The sequence below is a fragment of the Ruegeria sp. BHSA118 genome (assembly GCF_059613405.1).
The window spans coordinates 22,774-48,047 of record NZ_JBXWSM010000019.1 but is presented as its reverse complement, the minus strand read 5'-3'; the positions used below and the strand labels follow the sequence as shown (position 1 = coordinate 48,047).

Genomic DNA, 25,274 nt, shown 5'->3' with positions numbered 1-25,274 from the left:
CCACAATGTCTGAACCCATTCTCGATATCCAGGTCGAAGGCCCGATCGCGACTTTGACCATGAACCGTCCGGGCAAACGCAATGCAATGTGCGAAGAGCTTTTGGAGGCGCTACAAGCCTTCTACTTCGATCCACCCGCAGATGTTCGCGTTGTTATCCTGACTGGCGTGGAGGGCCATTATTGTTCGGGTCTGGATTTGTCAGAGCATGTCCACCGCTCCGCCGAAGACAACCTGCATCATTCGCGCCACTGGCATACCGTCATGGAGAAGATCCAGTTTGGGGGGCTGATCACAGTCTCGGCAATGTTCGGCGCTGTCATCGGTGGCGGCTTGGAGATGGCCGCGTCCACACATGTTAGAATTGCAGAAGCATCCACCATTTTTCAGCTTCCCGAGGGTCGGCGTGGTATCTTTGTTGGCGGTGGCGCCACGGCGCGCGTTGGTCGCCTGTTAGGGCCGGATCGCATGACTGAGATGATGCTCACCGGTCGCAAATACGGCGCGGACGAAGGGCTTTCATTGGGTCTGGCGCATTACTCGGTCGCAGATGGAACGGCGATGGAGTTGGCGCGAACACTGGCCGGTAAGATTTCCCGCAACGCCCCCTTGTCAAACTATCTGATGGTTCAGTCGATCGCCCGGATCAACGACATGTCTCAGGCCGATGGGCTGTACACAGAATCTCTTGCCGCTGCCCTCTCACAAACCACTCCCGACGCACAGGAGGGCTTAAAGGCTTTCCTTGAAAAACGCGCCCCAAACTTCAGGTAGGACGATGAAAAAACCCGTATCTTCCACAACTGAAGCCGCTGACGTCATAGACGTCGACGATAGCACGTTGCGTGGCTTTGTCGGCTACCACATGAAACGCGCCTTCAACGTTGTCCAAAACGATCTAACCCGAACGCTAAAGCCGTTTGATCTGCGTATATTGACCTACACCGCGCTGGTCATGATCGTGGACAACCCCGGCCTGCGCCAGTCTCAGCTGGCTGATGCGATGGACATCGAACGCCCAAACCTTGTGGTTATCATCGACGAGCTGGAACGCCGCGAGTTGATCGTGCGCGACCGCGTGCCGACTGACCGCCGCGCCTACGCTCTCAAGGCGACGCTGGCCGGTCGGCAGCTTTATGACAAGGCAATTGCCGCAGTTTCTGCACATGAACAACAGCTGTTGCGCGGTATCGATCAAGACACACTCGACACTGTTTTGGCCGCGATGAAAGCGATCGAGAAATCCAGATAGGAGACAGGAAATTGAAACGCACCTCAGAGTTTCTGGCCCACTCGGTTGCTCGCGAAGACCGGGCCGACGGAACCATTCTGTTGCGTTCCAACTATGCATTGGGCCCGGTGGTCGAAAAGACCGGCGTCTGGCTGCATGACTGGGCCGAAAAGGTTCCGGAACGCACCTTCATCGCGGAACGCAGCGGCGCAGGTTGGCGCGAGGAAAGCTATGCCGGCACCTTGCAGAAAGTCCGCGCAATCGCGAGCGCACTACTTGCGCGCGGCATGGGTCCTGACACCCCGATCATCATCATGTCGGGCAACGGTGTTGACCACGGGCTGTTGTCACTGGCAGCACAATATGTCGGCATACCTACAGCGCCGGTGGCCGAACAATATTCGCTGATCCACGGGGCGCATGGTCGATTGCGCCACGCGATCGAGCTGGTGGGCCCAAAGATGGCTTATGTCATCGATGCGGATCAATATGGCGAAGCACTGGCTCTGGATGCGCTCGACGGTATCGAGATTGTCGCCTCGCGCACGGGACAAAAACCCAAAGTGACTCCGTTCGAGGACCTGCTGAAGGGTGATACAGGCGTTGATCTGGAAGCCGCCTACGCCAAGGTCGGCCCTGAAAGTGTGGCCAAGATCCTGATGACCAGTGGATCAACCTCGGCACCCAAAGGCGTCATGACCACGCAACGCATGATGTGTGTCAACCAGACCATGCTGGCAGACGCCCTACCCTTTTTGCGCACCCGGCCGCCGCGCGTCGTCGATTGGCTGCCGTGGAATCATGTGTTTGGTGGATCGCACAACTTCAACATGATGCTCGCCAACGGTGGCAGCATTTATATCGACGATGGCAAACCGGTCAAAGGCCTGTTTGACCGAACGCTTGAAAACCTGTCGATGGTAACAGGAACACTCAGCTTTAACGTCCCTGTCGGGTATTCCATGTTGCTGGGTGCGCTACAGAACGATATCGATCTGCGCCAACGTTTTTTCCAGGATCTTGATCTTGTGTTCTACGCCGGCGCGTCTCTGCCACAGGAAATCTGGACGGGCTTCGAGAACATGGCCATGGAGGTCAAAGGTGAAATTCCCCTGATGACATCGTCCTGGGGGCTAACCGAAACAGCCCCCGCCACTATGATGCAAAGCGAACCAATCGATCGATCTGGCATTGTTGGCGTGCCTATGAACGGTGTGACGCTCAAACTCATCCCCGATGAAGACATGCGTTGTGAAATGCGGGTCAAAGGCCCGAACCTGATGCCGGGGTATTTCAAAGCACCTGACAAGACCAAAGACGCTTTTGACGAAGAAGGTTTCTTTATCACTGGCGATGCAATGCAGTTCATCGACAAGAATGACGTCAACAAGGGCATGAAGTTTGACGGCCGCATTTCAGAAGACTTCAAGCTGTTGACCGGTACATGGGTCCGTGCAGCCCAGTTGCGTATGGATATGCTGACCTGCCTTGCGCCGCTGGCGACCGATCTGGTGATAACTGGAGCCGACCGGGATCAGATCGGCGTGATGATTTTCCCGGATGTGGCCGCGCTGAAACGCGAAGGGTTTGATGTGAAAGATCAGGATGGCGCCTATGTCTGCAAATTGCTGCAAGGGGAAATCCATCGTCGTCTCGCTGAACGGGCACGGGAAATCTCGGGCAGTTCGACGCTGATCTCGCGCGCAATCGTTCTGAGTGAACCCGCCTCGATGCCCGAAGGCGAGATGACGGCCAAGGGAAACCTCAATTTTCGCAAGGTACTTACACGACGAAAGGACCTTTTGGAACGGCTGTACGACAATGCTGATCCAGCGACAGTTGCGATTTAAGAAAGGAACACAGATATGGTTGATATCTCCAAAGTTCGCGCAATCGATATTCATACGCATGCCGAAGAACCATGCGGGTGCCACAGCGACGATGGTTATGATGACCTGCAAGCGGCCATGGCGAAATACTTCAACGCCAAGATCGTGCAACCGACCATCGATGAAACCGCAGCTCATTTTCGCGCGCAGAACGTTGCAGCGGTGATCTTTCCGGTCGATGCCGAACGCGAAACCGGCTATCGCCGCTTTTCGAATGACGAGGTGCTTGAGCAGGTAAGCCGCAACAGCGATATCCTGATCCCCTTTGCATCAATTGACCCTTGGAAAGGCAAAATGGCGGTGCGGGAAGCCCGCCGCTTGATCGAAGACCACGGCATCAAGGGGTTCAAATTTCACCCGACGATGCAGGGCTTTTATCCAAATGACCGTATGGCATATCCGTTTTATGAATTGTTGGCAGAGCATGGTTGCATTGGCCTGTTCCACACCGGGCAGACCGGTGTCGGCAGCGGCATGCCTGGGGGCAATGGAATGCGCCTGAAATTCTCGCACCCCATGTTTCTTGACGATGTTGCCGTCGACTTCCCGGACATGAAGATCATTATGGCGCACCCGTCCTTCCCCTGGCAGGAAGAGGCGCTGTCAGTCGCGCAGCACAAGCCCAACGTTTATATCGACCTGTCGGGCTGGTCGCCAAAATACTTCCCCCCTATCCTCGTGCGGTATTGCAATTCGATCCTTAGGAAAAAGGTTCTGTTCGGCTCTGACTGGCCAATGATCACACCGGAACGCTGGTTGGCTGATTTCGAAACAATCGACATCAAGGACCACCTGCGCGAGGACATTATCAAGAACAATGCCGCACGCCTGCTGGGGCTGATGGACTAATGCAGATCCCCGCCCCTACTCTTGAACATAGCTTTACTCTTCGGGTCGAGCTGTCCTCCCCCCTTTTGCTTGGGCAGGGACGGGCTGGTCAACGCCGCATCATCCCAATTGTTGGGGGTGCGGCGCTGGGACCTGACATTACAGGTGACGTTCTAAACCTCGGCGCTGACTGGCAAACGATATTCGAAGACGGCGCAACCCACTTGGACACGCGATATGCCCTGCGTACCACGGATGGCGCAGTGATCGAAATCGTCAATATCGGCACGCGGCACGGACCAGCCGAAGTCATGGACCGCCTTGCCAAGGGTGAGGATGTGGATCCTTCACTGTATTACATGCGCACTGCCGCGCGATTGGAAACGGGCGACGAACGATACCGCTGGGTGAACCACGCCCTATTCGTCTGTTCTGGCCTCCGCAGGTCTGATGCCGTGGAAATCGCCTATTACAGAGTTTGCTAACCCACCCAACGCCACCGAAATCAAGAGGATGGGAACAGCAGTCCGGGTCCCATCCCAGGATGAATGATACCAGTCGTTCTTCCGCATTGGAGACACCGAATGAAACCATTCCAGGCCCCTCTTGAAGACATTTTGTTCTCGCTCAACCACATTGCCGGGACGGACGCCTTGGCAGACTGGGACAGCGAATTTGCCGCCGAGATCGGGGCGCATTTTGCAGCTTTCGCCGAAGGCGAAATCGCACCCTTAGACGAACCCGGTGATACGCAGGGATGCACGCTGCGAGACGGTCGCGTGTCGATGCCAGATGGGTTTGCTGCCGCCTACGCCGCCTATGCCGAACAGGGTTGGCCGTCGTTGACCGCACCCGAAGCCTATGGCGGTCAGGGCATGGGCGCGCTGATGCTGGCGATCACATCCGAAATCTTTTCCGGTGCAAATCACAGCCTTCAGATGGTGACGGGTCTTGTCCCCGGTGCGGTGCGAACGCTCCTGCGTTTTGGGACCGAAGATCAGAAAGACCTCCACTTGCCGCCGCTGGCCTCGGGGGAAACGCTGGCGACGATGTGCCTGACCGAGCCCGGTGCGGGATCTGACCTTTCACGCGTACGATGCAAAGCGGAACAAAGTAACGACGGCTGGTCTATCACGGGCGAGAAGATCTTTATTTCGGGCGGGGATCAGGACATCAGCAAGCGGATTCTACATCTGGTTCTTGCGCGCACCTCTGATGATGGTGTCAAAGGCTTGTCGCTGTTTCTTTGCCCCTGCACCCTGCCCGATGGCAGCCGAAATGCGATCAGCGTGACCCGGATTGAAGAGAAAATGGGGCTTCACGCCTCTCCCACCTGTCAGTTGGCGTTCGACGAGGCACAGGCTGAGTTGATCGGGCAAGAAGGTCAGGGCCTGACGGCAATGTTCACGATGATGAACCACGCCCGCGCGGATGTTGCCTTGCAAGGGGTTGCCCAAGCCGCGCGCGCCTATGACATAGCCAGCAGCTATGCAGCCGAACGCATTCAGGGGCGGGGTTCAGACGGGGCTCAGGTCACATTGGAGCAACACGCAGACGTGCGCCGCATGCTGGACGAAATTGACTGGCTGGCAATCAGCGGTCGAGCAATGGCGCATCTTGCCTTCGTCACGCTGGAAGATGGCAGCAATCCTGACCTGGTCGAGTTTTTTACGCCCGTTGCCAAGGTCTATTGCACCGAGGCAGGAATGCGCGCTGCAGAACTGGGAATGCAGGTTTTAGGGGGTTATGGCTATCTGCGCGAGTATCGGATCGAACAGACCTATCGCGATGCACGGATCACGGCAATCTATGAGGGGGCCAACGGAATACATGCGCGCATGCTGGCAACACGACTCGCCCAAGGACCGGCAGGTGATGCCTTTGAAGCATTTGTTGAGAAAGAGAGCGCTAGATGGCAATCTCCCAATATCACTTTAACTTATGAAAGCTGGCGACAGGGCCGTGCAGAGCTGTCTAGAGGTGATCCATCCGCACTTGCACATTCATTCATGCAGGCGACCACCGAAACCCTACTGGCCTGTCTGCGTGCCCGTTTGTGTTCCGCTGCGGAACACCATCCTGACCCGGAACGGATCGCACGGATCTGCGGTTGACGCTTGGCGCCGATAAACAGCGGAACCAAACGCTTTCACCAGACGAAACCTCGGAAAAGGCTAACGCAGCATGACTGATCGACGCGTACTCATCGCTGGCGGCGGAATTGGAGGACTCTCTCTTGCGCTGACCCTGCATCAGATCGGGGTGGAATGTGTGGTGTTTGAAAGCGTCCGCACATTGAAACCGTTGGGCGTCGGCATCAATCTACAACCCAACGCGGTGCGTGAGCTGTTTGACCTTGGGATTGCACCAGAAGATCTTGATCGGTTTGGAGTCCCCGCACAAGAATGGGCTCTATTGGGTCTTAACGGACAAGAGATCTACGCCGAACCTCGTGGAACCCATGCGGGGTACCATTGGCCCCAATATGCCGTCCATCGTGGCGAGTTCCACATGGCCCTGTATCGCTGTTTTGTTGAACGCGCTGGGGCCGCGTCTGTTCGTCTGGGAGCACGGGCCACAGGATACGAGATCAACCCGGATGGAAGCGTCACGGTCATACTGAAGACAGATGCCGGAGAAATCCGGGAAACCGGAACCCTTTTGATCGGTGCGGACGGTATCCATTCAGCAATTCGGGCGCAGATGCACCCCGAACAACCTCCGATCCATTGGGGCGGGGCAGTCATGTGGCGCGGGACGACCTTGGCGCAACCCATACGAACGGGCTCATCCTTTGTTGGGCTTGGCACGCATAAGCACCGGATGGTGATCTACCCGATCTCGCATCCTGATCCCAGAACCGGGATGGCCCTGATCAACTGGATTGCCGAGGTCACATATGATGATCCTACCGCCCATGAGACCACCGGATGGTTCAGACAGGTGGGCACCGAGGATTTCGCCCATCACTTTGACAGTTGGAGATATGACTGGCTCGACGTGCCCGAACTGATACGCAATGCGGATGCAACATACGAAAACCCGATGATCGATCGCGATCCTATCCCAAGCTGGGTGGACGGTCCGGTTGCCTTGATGGGTTATGCAGCACACGCGATGTATCCGACCGGCTCGAACGGGGCCAGTCAAGCCATCATTGATGCGCGAACACTTGGCGCAAAATTCCTGGATCATGGCCTGAACCTGGACGCGCTTGCAGACTATGACAAAACACTGTGCGAACCCGTTTCCCAATTGATCCTACGCAATCGTGGGGCCGGGCCTTTTGGGCTGTTGAACATGGTCAATGACCGCTGTGGGGGAGACTTCGAAAACATCGACGACGTGATCCCAGCGGTTGAACGTGCTACATTCATGGCCAAATACAAGGTCGCTGCTGGTTTTGCACGGGATGCATTGAATGATGCGCCTCGGACCATTGCAGAGGGCGCCCAGGTTCCCTGCTAACTCGATTTCAACCCTAAGCTATCCAGCACGTTGCTTACTGCAAGGCTGAACACCTGAGCCTGCGGTGACAGAATGTCATCCGGCCGATGCATCAACCCCACAGGGCCTCGTGTAATGGATGTTTCGAAAGGTAAAGCAACCAGGTGGCCATCCGCGATTTCGTTCGCTACGACCCCTGCCGAGATAATCCAAACCGCATCCGTCCTGCGTGTGTACACACGCCCAAAGGCCCCCGAAACGGTCTCCAGACGCTGCTCAATCTCGCCGACACCATGGGCAATAAGGAACCTATCTACCAGAGATCGAATGGCAGAACCTTCCGGGGGATAGATCACTTGCCACTCGCCAATACGATTTATATCGGGATTAGACAGCAACGGGTGCCCGGCGCGTACGATAAATTCGACCCGCTCTTCATAGAGCTGCGTAAATGAAATCCCCTGCATCGTATCCGCCTGACCCAAGCGGCCAATCACAAGATCCAAATCTCCCAGCCGCAATCTTTCAACCAGATATCCATGTGGGCCGTCCATAATTCGCAGACTTGTCTGCGGCGCCAGTTCCGCAAACTCTGTCGCCACATCCGGCATCAGGCGCGCGGCAACCGAAGGCAACGCACCGACTGACAATCGTGTTTTCCCCTGCGCCCCAACCTGTTCAACACCCGTAAGACCCTGCTGAATCGCTGCAAGTGACATTTCGGCGAAATGGAGAAAGACCTCTCCCTGCCTTGTTAGGGACACACCTGATCGGTTCCGCACCAGCAGGGTGGCACCCATAATCTCTTCCAGCTCTTTCAGCGTCTTTGAAATGGCTGGCTGGGTCAGAAACAGTTTCTCGGCCGCAACTTTGAGGCTTTGTTCCCGACAAATCTGAACAAAACACTGAATGTGGCGAAACTTGATGCGCCTGTCGATCACTTACTTTCCTCTTTCGACAACCAAACCGAACGTATCTTCATTTTACATTGCAAACTTTGGCAATCAATATGTGTTTCAGCAGGGAAGGAGGAGGAGCTCATGCGCACTCAGGTCGCCATCGTCGGAGGGGGTCCGTCTGGCCTTTTGCTCAGCCAGTTGCTGCACCGCAAAGGGATCGACACCGTAGTGCTTGAACGGAAGACCAAGGACTATGTCCTAGGTCGCATTCGCGCAGGTATTCTTGAAACAGGCTTTGTAGACCTGATGCGCGAGGCGGGTGTATCCGATCGGATGGACAAGGAAAGTTTCATTCATGATGGAACGGTCATCACATACGAAGACACACAGTTTGGTATCAATTTCAGTGAACTGACCGGGAAACATGTCGTCGTCTACGGCCAGACCGAGGTAACTCGCGACCTGTATGACGCCCGCGAGGCGATGGATGGCAAAATCGTCTTTAACTCTGAAAACGTCGGTATTCATGGTGCGGATGGTGACGCGCCTTATGTGACCTATTCCGTTGAGGGCACAGAACACCGGCTTGATTGCGATTTTATCGCAGGCTGTGACGGGTTCCACGGAGTCAGCCGCCAGACCATCCCCCTGACCGTCCGCAAAGAGTACGAAAAACTTTATCCTTTTGGCTGGCTCGGCGTTTTGTCGGAAACCCCTCCTGTGCATGAAGAACTGATCTATTCTGGTTCTGATCGCGGCTTCGCACTGTGCTCGATGCGCAACGAGAACCTCAGCCGATACTACATTCAGTGCTCGCTTTCGGATTCGCCCGATGATTGGACGGATGCCGCGTTTTGGGAGGAACTAAAGCGTCGCATACCAGATGAATTCGCTGATCAACTCGTGACCGGAGACTCGATCGAAAAATCCATCGCGCCCCTTCGGTCTTTCGTTACTGAACCGATGCGCTGGGGACGTTTGTTTTTGTGCGGCGATGCCGCTCATATCGTACCTCCAACAGGCGCCAAAGGGTTGAACACGGCCGCCAGCGATATTCACTACCTCTACAATGGGTTGCGTCAATTCTACGAAGATGGCGAGAGCGAGGGCATTGACAGATACTCGGAAAAAGCCCTTGCCCGCATCTGGAAAGCCGAACGGTTCAGTTGGTCCACGACAAATCTGTTGCATCGTTTCCCAAAGCAGAACGCGTTTGACCTGAAAATGCAGCAGGCAGATGTCAATTTCTTGCGTGACAATCGCGAGGCCCAGTCAGTCTTTGCCCAGAACTATGTTGGACTGCCCTACTGATGTTAATGGCTGACCTCAATACTGTGCGCTTGCACTGGAAAGAGGATGGGGATCCGGATGGTTTGCCCATTGTCTTTGCAAACTCGTTGGGTACAGATTTGCGTCTTTGGGACAAGATCGTGTCGCGTCTTCCGAAGGGTCTGCGGATCATCCGATTTGACAAGCGTGGACATGGTTCGTCCAGTTGCCCACCTGCCCCATACAGTATGGCGGATCTGACGAATGATACAGATGCATTGCTGGACTATCTGGAAGTCTCGACCTGCGTGTTTGTCGGGCTGTCTATCGGCGGTATGATAGGCCAATCCCTTGCAGCGCAAAGACCCCAGAGGATCAAGGCACTGGTTCTATCGAACACGGCCACCAAAATGGGCGAAGCTCAAATGTGGCAGGATCGTATCAGCGCCATCCGCATGAGCGGGATCGAAAGCCTTGCCGATGCCATTCTGGACCGCTGGTTTGCAATGGATTTCCTTGCAACTGCGGAAGCAGAGGCCTGGCGCAACATGCTGATTAGAACGCCGGTTGAAGGGTATATCGGCTGCTGCGCGGCGATCGCCGGAACGGACTTGTCTGAAACAACATCCACATTAAGGGTGCCGGTGCTGGGAATTGGTGGCCGAGAAGATGGGGCCAGCCCGTCTGAGCTTGTCCGCGCTACGACGCAGCTTGTGCCAGATTCCCGTTTTGTCGAAATCGAAAACGCAGGTCATCTGCCTTGCGTGGAACAACCCGAGGCCTTTGCCGGTCACCTGACCACATTCCTGAAGGAGACATGTCTATGAGCGACCGTTTCGAAAAAGGTATGGCCGTACGCCGCAGTATCCTTGGAGATACGCATGTTGATCGCGCCGAGAATAGCAAGACCGAATTTGACCAACCCTTCCAAGCTTTGATCACCGAAGGCGCATGGGGGACCGTTTGGGCTTCGGACGGCATCAGTGATCGCGAACGGTCGATGCTGACGCTCGCCTTGCTGGCAGCGCTAGGGAATTTTGAGGAAATCCCTATGCACATCCGCGCGACGGCCCGGACAGGGACAAGCAAGCAGGATGTTCTGGAAGCGTTTCAGCATGTCGCGATCTATGCCGGCGTTCCGCGCGCCAATCATGCCCTGAAGCTTGCCAAACAGACTTATCAAGAGATGGAAAACGAATAACACTGGGAAACGAGCTGAACATCCCAGCCCAAGGAGGAGAACCGCCGATGAACAAGCCTGGCGAATTCTACCAAAGAGACCGAGAATGGCACCCGCCCGCCTACACCAAGGATTATAAAACCAGCGTCGCGCGCTCACCGCAGTATTCACTGATTTCCTTGCAGAATTCGGTCAGTGAAATCACCGGCCCGGTCTTTGGTCACAATGACGTCGATCCGCTGGATAACGACCTGATCTACAATTACGCGCATCCCGGAGAGAGCGCGATTGGTGAACGGATCATCCTTCATGGCCGGGTTCGGGATGAGAACGGACGCCCTGTTCCGAATACGCTGGTCGAGATATGGCAGGCGAATGCGGGTGGCCGCTATCGACACAAAAAAGATACTTATCTGGCGCCGATCGACCCAAATTTCGGGGGATGTGGCCGCACGATTACGGACCAAGATGGCTACTATTATTTCCGAACGGTGAAACCCGGGGCATATCCCTGGCGCAACTGGGTGAACAGCTGGCGCCCCGCGCATATCCATATGTCGATCTTCGGCAGCGGTTTCGCGCAACGCCTGATCACACAGTGTTACTTTGAAGGAGATCCACTGATCCCGAAATGCCCGATCGTGAACACCATTCCCGACCCGAATGCGATCGAGCAATTGGTTGCCGCGCTGGATATGAACTCAACCATCCCGCTTGATACCATTGCCTACAAATTCGATATCATCCTTCGTGGACGCCGATCAACCCTGTTTGAAAACCGTCTGGAGGGGAACTGATGCCTCAGGAACTGAATTATCTGAAAGAGACCCCGTCCCAGACTGCAGGTCCTTACGTCCATATTGGACTGGCGCCGGGCGCTGCTGGGTTTGACATCTACAAGCAAGAACTGGGATGGGACATCGCCGGCCCCAATGCCAAAGGGGAACGCATCCGCATCGAAGGTGTCGTGATCGATGGCACCGGTTCCCCGATCAAAGACGTTTTGCTGGAAGCTTGGCAAGCCAATGCCGACGGGATCCACGCCCACCCGGAAGACGAAGGAGACGTCGAAGACGGCTTTCGCGGATGGGGCCGTGTCATAACCGACTTTGAAACTGGTGAATGGGCCTTTGACACGGTCAAACCGGGCCGGACTCGCGCCCGCAACGTTGGACACCAGGCTCCCCATATCAACCTGTGGGTGGTTGCGCGCGGGATCAATGTCGGTCTGAACACGCGCATCTATTTTGAAGATGAGGCAGAGGCCAATGCCGAAGATCCCGTGCTCAACATAATCGAATGGGAACGTCGCCGCGCCACCCTATTGGCCAAACGTACTGAGCGTGATGGCCAGATCATCTATCGATTTGACATCAAGCTGCAAGGTGAAGACGAAACCGTATTCTTCGACGTCTGACTGATTTACCCGCCAGCCATGGGTTGGCGGGCACCCAAAGTGAAAGCCCACCATGACCAAGCCCTGCATCATCTGCTGCGCCATCACCGGCTCACTGCCACGCAAGGAAAACAACCCGGCTGTTCCAATCACCGTGGAAGAGCAGATTGAAAGCACCCACGAAGCTTTTGAAGCGGGGGCGACCATTGCCCATGCACATGTGCGTAATGACGATCAGACACCCACGTCGGACCCGGAAAAATTTGCGCGCCTCAAAGAAGGGCTGGAAAAGCATTGCCCAGGCATGATCATCCAGTTTTCGACCGGTGGCCGTTCAGGTGCCGAAAAAGAGCGCGGTGGAATGCTACCCCTGCGTCCGGACATGGCCTCTTTGTCGGTTGGCTCGGTCAACTTTCCGACACGTATCTATCCCAACAGCCCTGATCTGGTTGCCTGGCTATCAACAGAGATGCACAAATACGAGATCACCCCGGAAATCGAAGCCTTTGATTTAAGCCACATTCTGCAGGCAATCCACATGAACAAAATCGGCTCTTTGCCCGGCAAACTCTACGTTCAATTCGTCATGGGCGTAAAAAACGCGATGCCGGTCGACAAGGAGGTCTTTGATTTTTATGTCAAGATCATGACCGACCGTGCGCCCGACGCTGAATGGTGTGCCGCAGGAATTGGGGCAAATCAGATCGTCGTGAATGAATGGTCCATCGCGGCAGGTGGGCATACGCGTACGGGTCTTGAGGACAATGTTCGCCTTGATCGCGAAACACTTGCCCCGTCGAATGCTGCACTCGTCAAACGGGCTGCCGAACTCTGTGACAAATACGAACGCTCCGTCGCAACGTGGCAACAGGCCCGTGAAATGCTGGGGTTGAAAACACCCCAGATCGTGCAATCATTCGATCGTCAAAAATAACTGGAAAGACCGCCCACTATGCCTGATGTTTTTTCCCATCCTTGGCTTGGCGGTCTTTTTGGCGACGCCGAAGTGGAAATGCTGCTGTCTGCCGAAACAGTGTTGAATAACATGCTTACCGTCGAGGCCGCCTACGCACGCGCGCTAGGGCATGTTGGACAAGCCGAGCCTCAGGCGGTGGACGCAGTCCTTGCGTCACTTGCGGCGTTCTCGCCCGATTTGCCCAAATTGGCCGAAGGCACGCAAAATGATGGCGTGGTTATTCCCTCCTTGGTCAATGAAATACGAAAAACGGTTTCTGAAGAGCATCACTCGGCCTTGCACAAAGGCATGACTTCGCAGGATGTGATCGACACGGCATTGGTTCTAACACTCAAGCCGATCTTTGCCCTAATGAGATCGCGCCTTGACGCGGCCGTTCACGCAATTGACCAACTCATCACAGAATATGGTGAAAATGCCCTGATGGGGCGTACGCGCATGCAGGCGGCACTACCGATTTCTGTAAAGGACAGGATGAACAGCTGGAAGCAACCATTATTGCAGAACCAATCTCGCCTGGAACAACTCAAGCCCTCTGTTCTTTGCATTCAACTTGGTGGCGCTGTCGGAGATCGAAAGGCGTTTGGCTTGGATGGAGACGAAATTGCAGCCTACATGGCGGATGAGTTGAGCCTGAGTAATCCTACAAACTGCTGGCATACGGACAGAAGCACAATCGCCGAATTTGCCAGTTGGTTGTCCCTGGCAACGGGAGCGTTGGGCAAGATCGGACAGGATGTGACCCTGATGTCGCAGCAAGGAATTTCGGAAATCAAGCTTGCCGACGGTGGAGGTTCATCCGCCATGCCCCACAAGCAGAACCCCGTGCAGGCCGAACTGCTCGAAACACTCGCTCGTTTCAACGCCACACAATTGTCTGGCATCCACCATGCACTTGTGCACGAGCAAGAGCGGTCAGGAGCAGCTTGGATGCTGGAATGGATGATTTTGCCGCAAATGATCGTAGCCACTGGAAAAGCGCTGAGCGTTGTTCAAACGACACTAACCGGTGTTGCGTCATTGGGTCACTGACGAGTGTGGAGTAGTGTCGCAAACTTTTGGAACGACCAAAACCAGTGATATGCCAGACGCAGTTATCCTGCGATCTCAGCAAACACGGCAAGACCCCGGATTTCATGTTGTCCAATCGCCGGAACAAAGCCACGGCAACGAGGTTCTTCGCCTGCACGCTTGAGGTGAACGGTTTGGGATCTGTTGCAAAGTTTCTTAGTGACCGAAGAGTTGACACCGAACCTGCGGCTTGTCCAAAACCTGCGCGCGGCAAATAGGCCAATCACTCTCATTGTAGGTGGCACGGGCCTGAAAGTGCGTGGCGACAACGGCTGGCATCAGGAAAAGCACGGCGCCCGGAAAGCCCGTAAAACATGGCGCAAGCTCCACATCGCTCTTAATCCGGAAACGGGCGATATGGCCGCAGCGGAGCTGACCACTGAACATGTGGGCGATGAAACGGCGCTGCCAGAATTGCTCACTGATATTGATGCCGATGTGAGCCGTTTTCTGGCGGATGGTGCGTATGACGGTCAGGGTGTTGCAGATTTCTTGGAGGACAAACTCGGGACTGGGATAGAGATCGTTATCCCTCCGCCGAAGAACGCGGTTCGCGGTGAGAATGTACGGCGCAATCACCACATTGATGCCATTGCCAAACACGGCAAAGTGAACTGGCAAACTGAGACGGGATACAATCAGGGATCACGGATCGAAGCCCAGATTGGCAGGTGGAAACAGGTTATCGGCGATCGCCTGCAAGCGCGTGACCTTGCCACTCAAATAGTTGAAGCAAAAATTGCATCAAAAGCGCTGAACCGCATGACATCTCTCGGTCGTGCAGAACATGAGCGCGTTTTCTGAAGTGATGGGTCTGGGGTCAGTTCGCCCCAGCTCTGATCCATGCAACAGGGTCCTTCGTATCATCGCTTTAGGCTCAAGAAACCGGCCATTTGTTATACGTACAATTCATCTCACGCCTTAGACTGAATACAGGACGTCACCTAAGTGGACTACTATTGAAGCACAGCAACGAGTTACTCAAGGCGCTTTGGACATCACGTCCCGTCTTTGCCTTGAGACAGCTCGATACTACGACTGTGAGCAGCCTGAGCCGTCCTTTGAATGAGCGGGAACACCCCTTTATCAAGAGACATTAACTCATGCAGGGCAGCTTCAGTTGTTCCATTTGGGGACGTAACCTCCTTTCGAAGGTCGGCCGGAGAAAACGGGCTGGATCGCAGAAGATCGCCACTCCCGGAGATCATTGCACTTGCTAATTTTGCTGCAACGTCTGGTGCCAAACCCAATTCTCTTCCCGCTTCTGTTAATGCTTCCGTCATCGCGAACACATAGGCCGGGCCGCTTCCGGAAATCGCGGTCACAGCATGAAGCATTTCCTCATCATCGAGGACCACGGTCTCTCCAACTGCCTGCATCAGTTGTATTGCAAGTTCCAAATGACTGACGGTCGTGCATGCATTGCCGACAAGAGCGGTGATGCCAGAACCAACCGATGCAGGTGTGTTTGGCATTGTGCGTACAATTGGCGTCTGCGGACCCAGCAACTCTTCATAGGTCGAAATCAAAGTGCCAGCAGCGACCGACACAAAAAGAGTTTGCCCGGACCCAAATGAATTCAGATCCGACAAAGCAGTTGTCATGACCTGGGGCTTTGTCGCAATTACCGCAACAGCAGGTGGCTGTTCTGGTTGTTGGTTTAGTCGCAGGCCGCGTCGTGCAAGGCCCTCCAGCCAGTCTGACGGGCGCGGGTCCAGAACGATGATCTGTTCGGGCTCCAACCCGGCATTGAGCCATCCGCTTAATAGAGCGGAGCCCATCTTGCCGCACCCCAAAAGCAACAAGCCACGATCACCGACCTCTAATCGGCTCTGACCTTCTGGGCCCACGACCTGTTTCATACAATCAGCTCGCAACCTTCAGGGTGCTTCGTTGCACAAGTTCTTTGTAAAGCTCGCGCAATCGGCGGGTCATCGGACCAGCACCTTCATGCTCTCCGATCTGTTTTCCATCTATGGACGCAACGGGGGTTTGTGCTCCGAAAGTACCCGTCAAAAAAGCCTCGTCAGCCCCATAGGCTTCGTAAAGCGAATAGTTTTTCTCGAAAACCGGGATGTCGTTGGCCCGGCACAAGTCTATGACCTTCTGGCGGGTCACCCCGTTCATGCAATAGTCGCCGGTGGAGGTCCAAACTTCGCCACGGCGCACGATGAAGAAGTTGCACGCATTCGTCGTGTTCACAAATCCATGTGGGTCCAGCATCAGGGCTTCGTCAGCGCCAGCCTGTTCTGCCTGTAGGCTTGCGATGACGCAGTTCAGCTTTGAATGACTGTTGTACTTGGCGTCCTGACTCATCGGCAGACCGCGCACCTGAGGCACTGTGGCCAGGCGAATACCCTGGCTCATCAGGCTGTCCGCCGGTTTCGAGTGTTCCACAATTGCAACCACCGTGGGCCCGGATCGCGACAATCCCGGGTGCTGAAACGGCTTGTCCTTTGGTCCGCGAGTCACCATGAACCGGCAATGCGCATCCGTTGTCATTCCATTGGCTTTGGCCGTGTCATTCAGTGCTTGCAGGACTTCGTCCTTCGTCATGCCGACGTCAATGGAAACGGCTTTGCAGCTGTTGAAGAACCGATCCATGTGTTCGTCAAAAAACGCCCAAGTACCGTTGTAGAGGCGCAACCCCTCCCACATTCCATCGCCCAGCATGAAACCGGAATCGTAGACAGACACCATCGCTTCGCTGCGCGGGACGATCTTGCCGTTAAGAAAGATCTTGATGTCTCGATTGCGCGCGTCTTCCTGCGCGTCATGTGTGGAATGGCTTAGTGTTTGCTCGCTCATGTCATGACTCTTGCGTGGACGTTGCGTTGTAGAGGCGCAGAGGCGGCGACGACCACCGCCTCCGTTGTGTTTAGTTGATCAATCCGGCTTCGCGGAAATAGCGCTCGGCGCCCGGATGCATTGGTGCGGACAATCCGTTTACTACCATTTCCTCTTTCTTGAGGTTGGCAAAGGCCGGGTGGAACGATTTGAAGGCATCAAAGTTGTCAAAGACTGCCTTCACCATCACATAGACGGTTTCTTCCGGTACCTTCGAGGATGTCACGAATGTGGACGGAAGGCCAAAGGATGGAACGTCACCATCCACACCGCGATACAGACCGCCCGGGATGGTCACATTGCCATAGTAGGGCTTGCTTTCGACCAGTGCCTGAATGGCATCACCTTCGACAGGAATGATGTTGATGTCGCAGGTTGTGGCTGCTTCCAGCACGTTGGCGACTGGATTGCCAGCAACCATCAGAAAGGCCTCGATGGTGTTATCGCATAACGCTGCTGATTGTTCGGCCGACTTAAGCTCGGTCACCAAACCAAATTGGTCCATGTCCCAGCCCATCGCGTCTACGAGGACTTCAGCAGTGCCCCGCGTTCCGGAGCCAGGATTACCCAAGTTGATGGTCCGACCGCCAAGATCATCCAAAGACTCAATACCGGTGTCTTTTCGTGCGGCAATGATGACTGTGTCAGGATGCAGCGAGAAAAGACTGCGGAGTTCGCCGTCCGGGCCATCCTCTTCGAACAGGCTGGTCCCGTTCAGAGCATGGAACTGCCAGTCTGACTGAACAATACCCATTTCCAGCTCGCCCTCGCGCATGGTGCGCAGGTTATAGACCGATCCGCCGGTGCTCTCGACCGAACAGCGAATACCATGCTCTTTCCGGCCCTGATTAACCAGCCGGCAGATACCGCCACCGACCGCATAGTAAATGCCGGTGACACCGCCGGTACCGATTGTCAGAAACTCTTCTGCTTTCGCCGGTGCACCTGCCAGCAGCGCGGCCGCACTGAATGCTGCAAGCCCGGTATGAATTCTCCTTTTCAGGATGCCGTTCGACAACATGAATAACTCCCTTTTCACCTGTTGCGTCACCGCGGTTGCAAACCGGGTGATCATCTCTTGCTGATAGAGCGGGCAATCGCAGCCAAGGTCCGGAGCTTTTCGAATCCCCACCTGCCATAACGGTACAATAAGATTCCCATATTGTCGACAATTTACACGATTGTCGACATTCTTGAAGTGACCGGCTACCTTGAGAGCGGTCCGCAGCCGTCGACCATTGGACCGAATTGGAAGTTCAGCTGCGATCATTTTTCTGGCTATCTTGGCCTAACGACGTAATCTCGCCTTCCATCCATTGGGAATTCCATCAACAGGATCGAAATGACACGGCAAGCACCCTCATCGGAGAAATCCGGCGACACATTGAAAGACAGAACGCTGGAGCGACTCCAGAAACTGATCTTGACCGGGGATCTGGAGCCTGGCGCAAAACTGCTTGAAACTCGGGTTGCTGCTCAGCTGGATGTCAGCCGCGCCACATTGCGCGAAGCGATGGTTCAACTGAGTGAGATTGGGCTTCTTGCTTACATCCCGTTCCGCGGAACTTTCCTTCGTACACTGGATCCTATTGATCTGGACGAAATCTATTCGTTTCGAACGGGGCTTGAGAAGATGGCGTTTCAGTTCTGCTGGGACAAACGAGACCTGATTAGCCTCGCCGACCTGCAAATGCGCAACAACAGGTTATGCGATTGCATCTCGAATAATGATCCCTACGGCGCGATCATGGCAGAAATGCACCTCCACTCGTGGTGCTATGAACTTTCGGGACACACCCTTCTGCTGCAAAGCTGGGAGCGTCTGAAACCCAACCTCCAGTTTTACTTTGCCATGCATCAGAAGGCGCATGGGCGGGGCGGGCCACTTCGGGAATCCCATGACAAATACATTGAGCTCGCCAATGGTGAGAGTTTGGATGACATGCTCGCTCACCTTGAAGATCACATGCGGCAAGGCTTGGAAAACACAATGAAATTTCTGAACGAGCGAGACGTGATGTGAAAAGGTTCGAACAGGCAATCAAAAACGAAATTGGCGGAATTCTCAGCCAACGAGTTTAAACAGGTAAAGCGGCCCAAAGCCGTCGTTGCCGCAACAGGTAGGTGCTGCGGGTGCATTCGACAGGTCGCAGCTCAAAGCGGGCCTTCAAAAAGGACGTTTTGTAGTTTCCGAGACGCGGGATATGGGCGAATCCGTCACTTGTTTTAAACCTAAACTGGGCCACTGTCTGCCTCGTACATGAGTATTTCCCCCGGCTGACATTCCAACACTTCGCAGATTTTCTCAAGTGTCTCAAAGCGCACGCCTTTTACTTTGCCTGACTTCAACAAGGAAACATTCTGTTCGGTTATACCGACCAGTTCTGCCAGTTGTTTGGAGCGCATTTTCCGCCGGGCGAGCATCACGTCTAAGGTTACTATGATCGGCATGGCACACTCCTAAAGTCCTGCTCTTCACTCATCAGACAAACGCCTTGTTTTCATTCGCAATCTGCACGGCATTTGCCATGATGTGCCCTAGTGCCACGAATACAAGGCCGAGCAGAACAGAGTGGACGTCTTCTTCGTTGGCCACGAATACAATCGCAGGTTCAGAAGTTGAACTCCAATACGTCATCAAAGCGGTCTCAACCCCGATCACCAGTGTCGAGACAGGGAAGAGCGAGATGACCAACCAACCGCAACGTCGAATGCGTTGTGCGGTTTCCGTCGTGAAGATGCCATCCTGTAGGATGCCAACAAACATGTTCCGGATTGTCCAGACCAGCGCCATTCCAACGGCGTAGGTTAGAAGCCAAATCGCAGTCACAAGCAGCGCCTGTTTCGAACTGATATCTGGTACAGGGCCGACCAGATCCAACTCGAGTTGCACCTCCTGCGCGAAGGTCCCCGGATCTGTAACAGACATCCAAACGAAATATACGCCAGCTCCTAAAATCAAGAGCATGGCAATCGTACTGACCCAGACTCCGATCCGAGCGGTTGCTTGAATCTTATGCGCCAGTTCACCTTCAGTAGGCATCGATTTCCTCCAATACAATTACCTCTTGCAAAAATTATCGCAAAACAATAATAAAAGCAACCATCGCATGATTTATTGCGAGCGGATATAGCATAAGAGGAAAGCTATGTATTTTCGAGAGCTGATACTGAGTGTTGCAATCATTCTGGGCTTTGTGGCTCCCAGCAATGCGCAGGAAAGGTGGAACGGGTTTTATGGTGGTCTGTCCATCAACGGGTACCAGGCGAATTCAAAGGTGGACGGAAGCTCTGCCAACAAGCACGAAGCTGACGGGGCGGGGCTTGGCCTGCACGTTGGATACAATTTTTCGCATGGAAACGGATTTGTTTGGGGGCCGGAACTGACAGCCAGTACATTAAATGCTGATGGTAGGGAAACCGGACCGGCCCCTATTGGCAGCACCGAGTTCGAGGGAAGCTATTTCGTGAGCCCCCGCGTTCGACTTGGGTACGCCACAGACAAAGTGTTCTATTATGGCATTCTTGGATTAGGAGTTAGCGACCTGGGAGCGCGTGAGATCAATTCCGACGAGAAGAATGTACATGCGGCCTCAGTAGTTGGTCTGGGCACTGAAATCGCATGGAACGAGCTATGGTCCACCAAGCTGGAGTTAACATACAGCTCTTGGAAAAATGACGATCAGTCATTCGGATCGGTTAAGCGGAATGTCGAAACAGACATCACAATGTTCACAGTTGGTGTGACGCGAAAGTTCTAGTAATATCGCGCGCTTCCGGTGCTTCGGGTCTGGAAGCGCGTCTTCATCTTCTGAGGTAATCCTAGAAGAAGTTACTGCCAATCCAGATTGTTTGCAGAAGGAAACAGGAATTTTGAGCATCGAGAAAGATACCCTGTTCTGGGACAGAACGGCTGAAAAATACTCACGGAGCGCGATCTCTGACCAGGCCGGTTACCAGCGAACACTGAAGCGGACATGTGAATTTCTGACGGCGGACCATCGTGTGTTGGAACTTGGGTGTGGAACAGGCACAACGGCATTTAGTTTGGCGGGTAAAGTCGAAAGCTATCTGGCGACAGACATCTCAAGCGAAATGATTGCGATTGCGCGCGAAAAGCAGAAATTGGAACCCCAACAGTCTCTAAGATTTGCTGTTGGCACCGCAGAATCTATTTCTGATGCCGGTTCATTCGATGCAGTTCTGTGTTTCAATTATCTGCATCTGGTGCGAGATATTCGCGGAACGCTGTGCCGTATTCATTCACTGCTTGCTCCGGGTGGAGTGTTCGTTTCCAAGACACCGTGTGTAGGCGACATGAATGTTCTTATCAGATTTGCGCTGCCAATGATGCGAGCGGTTGGAAAGGCTCCATATGCCTGTGTTTTCAAGGCTTCAGACCTCCAAAACTGGATCGAACAAGCTGGCTTTGCCGTCGTTGCCGTAGAAAATCATGGAGCCCAAAGAGGTGAAGTTCGTCCCTACATCGCCGCCAAAAAAATTTCTCTTTCTTAGGCGAAAACCGCCTCGAATTATAAATCCGCGTGGTCGCGATCGTTAATTACCGTACACGCCACAAGCCAAGTTCTTCTGACAAAACCGGCACGACTATGCTTGTTTTACCAAAAGCTAATTTCTTATTCACCAGGCTCGATGACACAAGGCCTTAAGCCCTCTGCAGAACAGTGAAAAGCTTTAATGCTGCGTTGTGATCGCTACACTGACCGCGATTGCGAAACTTGTTCTGCACGTCAGCCAATAACTTACGTGCTTCTGATTTAGCTCCGCGGTCCGCCATCAAGTGAGCGAGTGAGATCGCTGCGCGTCTTTCCCAGCTTAGCGCCGATTGCCCCTGGGCGATCCTGATGGCGTCACGGTAACATCTTTCCGCTTTTTCAGGATCGCAAAAGGCCATGGCGAGTTCCGCTCTGGCGCAATAGGTATCCGCTTCATCCCACCTTTGACTGGTTCTTTCCATCATCGGTTCGATTGCCGCGAGTGCATTTTCGGCCTGGTCCAGCTTTCCTAGACCGATATAGGCACGTGCTCTTGCGCGCATTGGAAAACCAGTGAACAATAGCGTATTCGCCTTGATCGGCGCTGCAAGACAGTCATCGGCATCTACCAGGGCCGCTTCAAAATCGCCACGATCCGCGTAAATAGCAGCACGTGTTGTCAAGCCAATCCTGCGCCAGATATTGATCTGTGCCTGATCCGCGACAGCAAGCACATTGTTTGACCATTGAAGGGCGTCGGCGTCTCGGTTCAAATATTTCAGGTAACAAATATGACCCAGAATGTAAGCACGGCTGAGCGCAGGATGCCCAGGTTGATCCCCGGTCGCAGTTGCGTTTTCAGCGTGAGTATATGCGCTATCAATGTTGCCAAGGCACCAGTGCGTCAAAGCCAGATAAACGTTCGCGGCCGCACCTCCGTCGGTACCGAAGCGGTTAGCCTGATCGGAATCGCGCGACGGATCGTAGGCGTTGAGTGCTTTTTTGTAGTACGGCAGACTGTCGGTAAATCTGCCCATCATTGTCTTTGAAGTCGCGACCATTCGATTTGCGACACTTCGGAACCTGTGCTGATCTCTAATGTCGATATCATTCAAAACCGCGTGCCCAATAGCTTCCGCTTCAGGCAGCGAGGCGCTGACATAGCGACTGACCCACTCTCCGTATCGTATGACTGGCCATTCAGGCGCATCATCAAATCCATCAAGCAATTGGCGCGCGTGTTCAAAAGCCTTTATCGTTTCATTGGCAGTGTAGCCTTCCGCCCCGATCAATGTCACACAGTGCTTTGCTGCAACTGACAACGCCTCGGTATGCCTGTTTCCTTCCTGCTCAAGCAAGCGCAGAGCAGATTGGTAATGCGACGCAGCCTCGCGAAAAGCCGGACGTTTAACAGCTAAGCCGCCAGCTTCGCGGTATAGCTCTATAGCTTTGTCAGTCAGCCCGGCGGCTTCGGCGTGACGTGCGACAATCTCCGGAGGCGCTACATGTTCAAGGGCTGCGGCAAGCCGCTCATGTACCACGCTTCGCCGCGACAAAAGAAGGCTTTCATAGGCCGCATCTCGCACCAGCGCATGCTTGAATACATATCGTTCGTTTTCGCCCACACCACGTCGAAATACCAACTCGGCCGATGACAATCCTTCCAGACCTTCCCGCAACTCGTCCTCTTGACCTTCTGTCGCGACCGCCAAAAGGCCCAGATCAAATTCCCGGCCGATGCAAGCTGCTGACTGCGCGATCTCCTTGATCTTTGGCGTGCGATCCAGGCGGGCCATCAACGAGTCGTGGAGCGAAGCGGGAATTGCTGTTTGACCACTCTCAACTACCGCCTTGGTAAGTTCTTCCACGAACAGAGGAATGCCATCTGTCCGCTCAATGATTGCTTCCACTGTCTCGCGGTTCAGCTTTCGTCCACCAAGTCGTTCGACAATTGCATCAACACCAGCGCGGCCCAAGCGGTTCAGCGCCAGTCGTGTGGCATGGGGATGCGCCGCAAGATCGGGCTGACTGTCCGGGCGCGATGTCAACACTATCAACACCGGCGCGTCCTCTATCGCGTCGATTGTCAACTCCAACAATTCCAGTGTCGTCGGATCAATCCAATGCGCGTCTTCAAGGAAGAATGCCACAGGTTGCTGCCTGGCTAACTTAAGTACCTGACGGGACAGGACGTCCAAAGTCTTAGAACGCAACCCGGCGGGCGAGAGATCGCTTGTGCCGTAGCTTTCGGCTCCGTCCAGACCAAGCAGTTTCGCGATGATTGGAATGTCATCACGATCAAAAAGTGTTTCAAGCTTGGTCAGCCGCGCTTCATTGTCATCATCCCGTGACCACCTCGCAGCGCGGTGCAATTGCTGGGTGACGGGCCAGAACGCAGTGTCACCGTGAAAGGGAGAGCACTGATACATCAACCGCGTGTGTGGCTCATTTCCGATCGCGTCTTCCAGGGCGCGCATGATGCGGGACTTACCGATTCCAGCTTCGCCAACCAGCAATACAACTTGCCCTTCGCCGTTCCGTGCCGTTTTCCATCGCTCAAGCAACAGCGCCAGTTCCTGATCGCGACCCACCAGTGGAGGCGTCATGCCGTCCGAGCGCAGAGAAAAGCGGCTTTCCTGATCCTGCTCACCAATTACTCTGTAGGCCGCCACCGGCCCGTCAATTCCTTTCAGCGACAAAGGTTCTGTCGCTTCCATTTCAAAAGCGCCGGTGATCAGAGCCTGTGTTGCCTCCGAAACCAAAACTTCTCCGGAACCCGCTTGTGCTTCGAGCCGCGCTGCGAGGTTAGGTGCGTCGCCAACAACCGTTTGCTCCAGCGCTGTGCCTCTTCCCACAAGCTCACCGACGACAACAATGCCAGTTGCAATTCCAACCCTGCAGGAGATCACTTGCCCCCCTACATTGAGATTTCCCACGGCTTGAACAATCGCAAGGCCTGCCCGCACCGCTCTTTCGGCTTCGTCCTCATGCGCCCTGGGCCAGCCGAAATAACCAATGACACCGTCACCCATAAACTTGGCAACATGACCTTCGAAACGAGCAATTTCACCGGCAACCGCATTTTGATAGGTCCTGATAATGGAGGCCATTTCTTCGGCATCCAGTTGTGCCGAAAGGGCCGTTGATCCCACCAGATCCACAAACATCACGGTGAGTTGCCTTCGCTCACCTTCGGAGCTTGGCGTGCTGTCACCGCCATTTTCGACCGGCGCAAAGGCACGCTCTGACTGCTCCTTCAGCTCTCCATTAAGGCGTTGGATAGCAACCCAAACCTTGCGTTTTGGGCCAAGTGGTAAACCTAGCTCTACGAGGTCTTCCTCTGTTAACTCTGGAAGAGTTTCAAAATCGATTTCGACGTCGTCGAAATCCCTTGCGTAATTTTCTAGGCCGAGTTCAGCCAGCCAGCTTGCGACATCAGGCATGCACAATTCTCCACGGACTCAGCTTGCCTGATTTTGATGTTTTCACAAAGCTTTTTGGATCTGTTTCAAAGTTCTGGGAAGCGAAGACACATTACCAATGTCCGAGTAGAGTTTCCCCCGAAAGAGCACTCCCATGGACAGCACTGGTGGCTTTTCGGCCCGTATCGGACATTGGCCGTGCCCAAATTCCGTTGCGGCGCGGCCCGTCAGACCGGACTTTCGCTGCGACCACAAGAACAGGGCCGAGTCGAACTCACAGTCCGGGACTTTGCTGCCGTTCGCTTCGGTTGCGCCAATGGCCGC

25 protein-coding genes and 1 pseudogene are annotated in these 25,274 nt (G+C 54.4%); 19 read left to right on the top strand and 7 right to left on the bottom strand.

What is annotated here, in order from left to right; all coding sequences use genetic code 11:
* The first annotated feature begins 5 nt into the window (after positions 1-5).
* From AC2FNN_RS08240 to AC2FNN_RS08210, 7 genes are all read left to right on the top strand, one after another.
* The gene (locus AC2FNN_RS08240; RefSeq protein WP_496757824.1) at positions 6-773 is read left to right on the top strand and encodes a crotonase/enoyl-CoA hydratase family protein; all 768 of its coding nucleotides are present in this window, start codon (positions 6-8) and stop codon (positions 771-773) included.
* 4 nt (positions 774-777) lie between these two features.
* Complete coding sequence (locus AC2FNN_RS08235; protein WP_496757823.1) at positions 778-1,251, top strand: MarR family winged helix-turn-helix transcriptional regulator; 474 nt, start codon at positions 778-780, stop codon at positions 1,249-1,251.
* A gap of 11 nt (positions 1,252-1,262) precedes the next feature.
* Complete coding sequence (locus AC2FNN_RS08230) at positions 1,263-3,080, top strand: feruloyl-CoA synthase (RefSeq protein ID WP_496757821.1); 1,818 nt, start codon at positions 1,263-1,265, stop codon at positions 3,078-3,080.
* Positions 3,081-3,095: 15 nt separating this feature from the next.
* Positions 3,096-3,968, top strand: a complete 873-nt coding sequence (locus AC2FNN_RS08225) for an amidohydrolase family protein (protein ID WP_496757820.1) — start codon at positions 3,096-3,098, stop codon at positions 3,966-3,968.
* Complete coding sequence (locus tag AC2FNN_RS08220) at positions 3,968-4,432, top strand: DUF3237 domain-containing protein (RefSeq protein WP_496757818.1); 465 nt, start codon at positions 3,968-3,970, stop codon at positions 4,430-4,432. Before AC2FNN_RS08225 ends, AC2FNN_RS08220 begins: the two co-directional genes overlap by 1 nt.
* Positions 4,433-4,531: 99 nt before the next feature.
* Positions 4,532-6,061 (top strand): acyl-CoA dehydrogenase family protein, encoded by a 1,530-nt coding sequence (locus AC2FNN_RS08215; RefSeq protein WP_496757817.1) that lies wholly within the window; start codon positions 4,532-4,534, stop codon positions 6,059-6,061.
* 70 nt (positions 6,062-6,131) lie between these two features.
* Positions 6,132-7,415 carry a flavin-dependent oxidoreductase gene (locus tag AC2FNN_RS08210; RefSeq protein WP_496757815.1) on the top strand — a complete coding sequence of 428 codons (1,284 nt, stop codon included), beginning with the start codon at positions 6,132-6,134 and terminating at the stop codon, positions 7,413-7,415.
* On the opposite strand, the gene pcaQ is transcribed toward AC2FNN_RS08210, so the two are convergent.
* Positions 7,412-8,335: a pca operon transcription factor PcaQ gene (pcaQ, locus tag AC2FNN_RS08205; RefSeq protein WP_496757814.1), complete on the bottom strand. Its 924-nt coding sequence runs from the start codon at positions 8,333-8,335 to the stop codon at positions 7,412-7,414. The genes AC2FNN_RS08210 and pcaQ overlap by 4 nt on opposite strands.
* 99 nt (positions 8,336-8,434) lie before the next feature.
* On the opposite strand from pcaQ, the gene pobA reads away from it, so the two are divergent.
* The 9 genes and pseudogenes from pobA to AC2FNN_RS08160 all read left to right on the top strand — a co-directional run bounded on the left by pobA (position 8,435) and on the right by AC2FNN_RS08160 (position 14,989).
* Positions 8,435-9,604 (top strand): 4-hydroxybenzoate 3-monooxygenase, encoded by a 1,170-nt coding sequence (pobA, locus tag AC2FNN_RS08200; protein WP_496757813.1) that lies wholly within the window; start codon positions 8,435-8,437, stop codon positions 9,602-9,604.
* Positions 9,604-10,389: a 3-oxoadipate enol-lactonase gene (pcaD, locus tag AC2FNN_RS08195; protein WP_496757811.1), complete on the top strand. Its 786-nt coding sequence runs from the start codon at positions 9,604-9,606 to the stop codon at positions 10,387-10,389. Before pobA ends, pcaD begins: the two co-directional genes overlap by 1 nt.
* The gene (pcaC, locus tag AC2FNN_RS08190; RefSeq protein WP_496757810.1) at positions 10,386-10,763 is read left to right on the top strand and encodes a 4-carboxymuconolactone decarboxylase; all 378 of its coding nucleotides are present in this window, start codon (positions 10,386-10,388) and stop codon (positions 10,761-10,763) included. Before pcaD ends, pcaC begins: the two co-directional genes overlap by 4 nt.
* Positions 10,764-10,810: 47 nt before the next feature.
* Positions 10,811-11,539 carry a protocatechuate 3,4-dioxygenase subunit beta gene (pcaH, locus tag AC2FNN_RS08185; protein ID WP_496757808.1) on the top strand — a complete coding sequence of 243 codons (729 nt, stop codon included), beginning with the start codon at positions 10,811-10,813 and terminating at the stop codon, positions 11,537-11,539.
* Complete coding sequence (pcaG, locus tag AC2FNN_RS08180; protein ID WP_496757807.1) at positions 11,539-12,159, top strand: protocatechuate 3,4-dioxygenase subunit alpha; 621 nt, start codon at positions 11,539-11,541, stop codon at positions 12,157-12,159. Before pcaH ends, pcaG begins: the two co-directional genes overlap by 1 nt.
* Before the next feature lie 52 nt (positions 12,160-12,211).
* Positions 12,212-13,072, top strand: a complete 861-nt coding sequence (locus tag AC2FNN_RS08175) for a 3-oxoadipate:acetyl-CoA acetyltransferase (protein WP_496757805.1) — start codon at positions 12,212-12,214, stop codon at positions 13,070-13,072.
* Between the two features lie 18 nt (positions 13,073-13,090).
* Positions 13,091-14,146, top strand: coding sequence for a 3-carboxy-cis,cis-muconate cycloisomerase (locus AC2FNN_RS08170; protein ID WP_496757803.1), 1,056 nt, complete (start codon positions 13,091-13,093; stop codon positions 14,144-14,146).
* Between the two features lie 74 nt (positions 14,147-14,220).
* Positions 14,221-14,322 (top strand): annotated as a pseudogene (locus AC2FNN_RS08165) (IS6 family transposase); the annotation flags it as partial.
* A gap of 22 nt (positions 14,323-14,344) precedes the next feature.
* A complete protein-coding gene (locus tag AC2FNN_RS08160) occupies positions 14,345-14,989 on the top strand; it encodes an IS5 family transposase (RefSeq protein ID WP_496757802.1) in 645 nt (214 codons plus the stop codon).
* A gap of 194 nt (positions 14,990-15,183) precedes the next feature.
* Here the strand turns inward: AC2FNN_RS08160 and proC are convergent, their stop codons facing one another.
* The 3 genes from proC to AC2FNN_RS08145 all read right to left on the bottom strand — a co-directional run bounded on the left by proC (position 15,184) and on the right by AC2FNN_RS08145 (position 18,053).
* Positions 15,184-16,047: a pyrroline-5-carboxylate reductase gene (gene proC, locus AC2FNN_RS08155; RefSeq protein WP_496757800.1), complete on the bottom strand. Its 864-nt coding sequence runs from the start codon at positions 16,045-16,047 to the stop codon at positions 15,184-15,186.
* A 4-nt stretch (positions 16,048-16,051) separates the two neighbouring features.
* On the bottom strand, positions 16,052-16,993 hold the full coding sequence (locus AC2FNN_RS08150) for a D-amino acid aminotransferase (RefSeq protein ID WP_496757799.1): 942 nt from the start codon (positions 16,991-16,993) through the stop codon (positions 16,052-16,054).
* Between the two features lie 70 nt (positions 16,994-17,063).
* Positions 17,064-18,053: a TAXI family TRAP transporter solute-binding subunit gene (locus tag AC2FNN_RS08145; protein ID WP_496757798.1), complete on the bottom strand. Its 990-nt coding sequence runs from the start codon at positions 18,051-18,053 to the stop codon at positions 17,064-17,066.
* Positions 18,054-18,374: 321 nt separating this feature from the next.
* Between AC2FNN_RS08145 and AC2FNN_RS08140 the strand changes: the two genes are divergently transcribed.
* Complete coding sequence (locus AC2FNN_RS08140; RefSeq protein WP_496757797.1) at positions 18,375-19,055, top strand: GntR family transcriptional regulator; 681 nt, start codon at positions 18,375-18,377, stop codon at positions 19,053-19,055.
* Positions 19,056-19,264: 209 nt separating this feature from the next.
* Here AC2FNN_RS08140 and AC2FNN_RS08135 read toward each other — a convergent pair whose 3' ends face one another.
* Positions 19,265-19,483 carry a helix-turn-helix domain-containing protein gene (locus tag AC2FNN_RS08135; protein WP_496757795.1) on the bottom strand — a complete coding sequence of 73 codons (219 nt, stop codon included), beginning with the start codon at positions 19,481-19,483 and terminating at the stop codon, positions 19,265-19,267.
* 31 nt (positions 19,484-19,514) lie between these two features.
* Positions 19,515-20,075 (bottom strand): DUF2975 domain-containing protein, encoded by a 561-nt coding sequence (locus AC2FNN_RS08130; RefSeq protein WP_496757794.1) that lies wholly within the window; start codon positions 20,073-20,075, stop codon positions 19,515-19,517.
* A 106-nt stretch (positions 20,076-20,181) separates the two neighbouring features.
* Here AC2FNN_RS08130 and AC2FNN_RS08125 point away from each other — a divergent pair, with 106 nt between their 5' ends.
* Entirely contained in the window at positions 20,182-20,793 is a 612-nt protein-coding gene (locus AC2FNN_RS08125; RefSeq protein WP_496757793.1) for an outer membrane protein, read from the top strand.
* A 112-nt stretch (positions 20,794-20,905) separates the two neighbouring features.
* Positions 20,906-21,547, top strand: coding sequence for a class I SAM-dependent methyltransferase (locus AC2FNN_RS08120; protein WP_496757791.1), 642 nt, complete (start codon positions 20,906-20,908; stop codon positions 21,545-21,547).
* 151 nt (positions 21,548-21,698) lie between these two features.
* Here AC2FNN_RS08120 and AC2FNN_RS08115 read toward each other — a convergent pair whose 3' ends face one another.
* The gene (locus AC2FNN_RS08115; protein WP_496757790.1) at positions 21,699-24,971 is read right to left on the bottom strand and encodes an AAA family ATPase; all 3,273 of its coding nucleotides are present in this window, start codon (positions 24,969-24,971) and stop codon (positions 21,699-21,701) included.
* Positions 24,972-25,274: the final 303 nt, after the last annotated feature.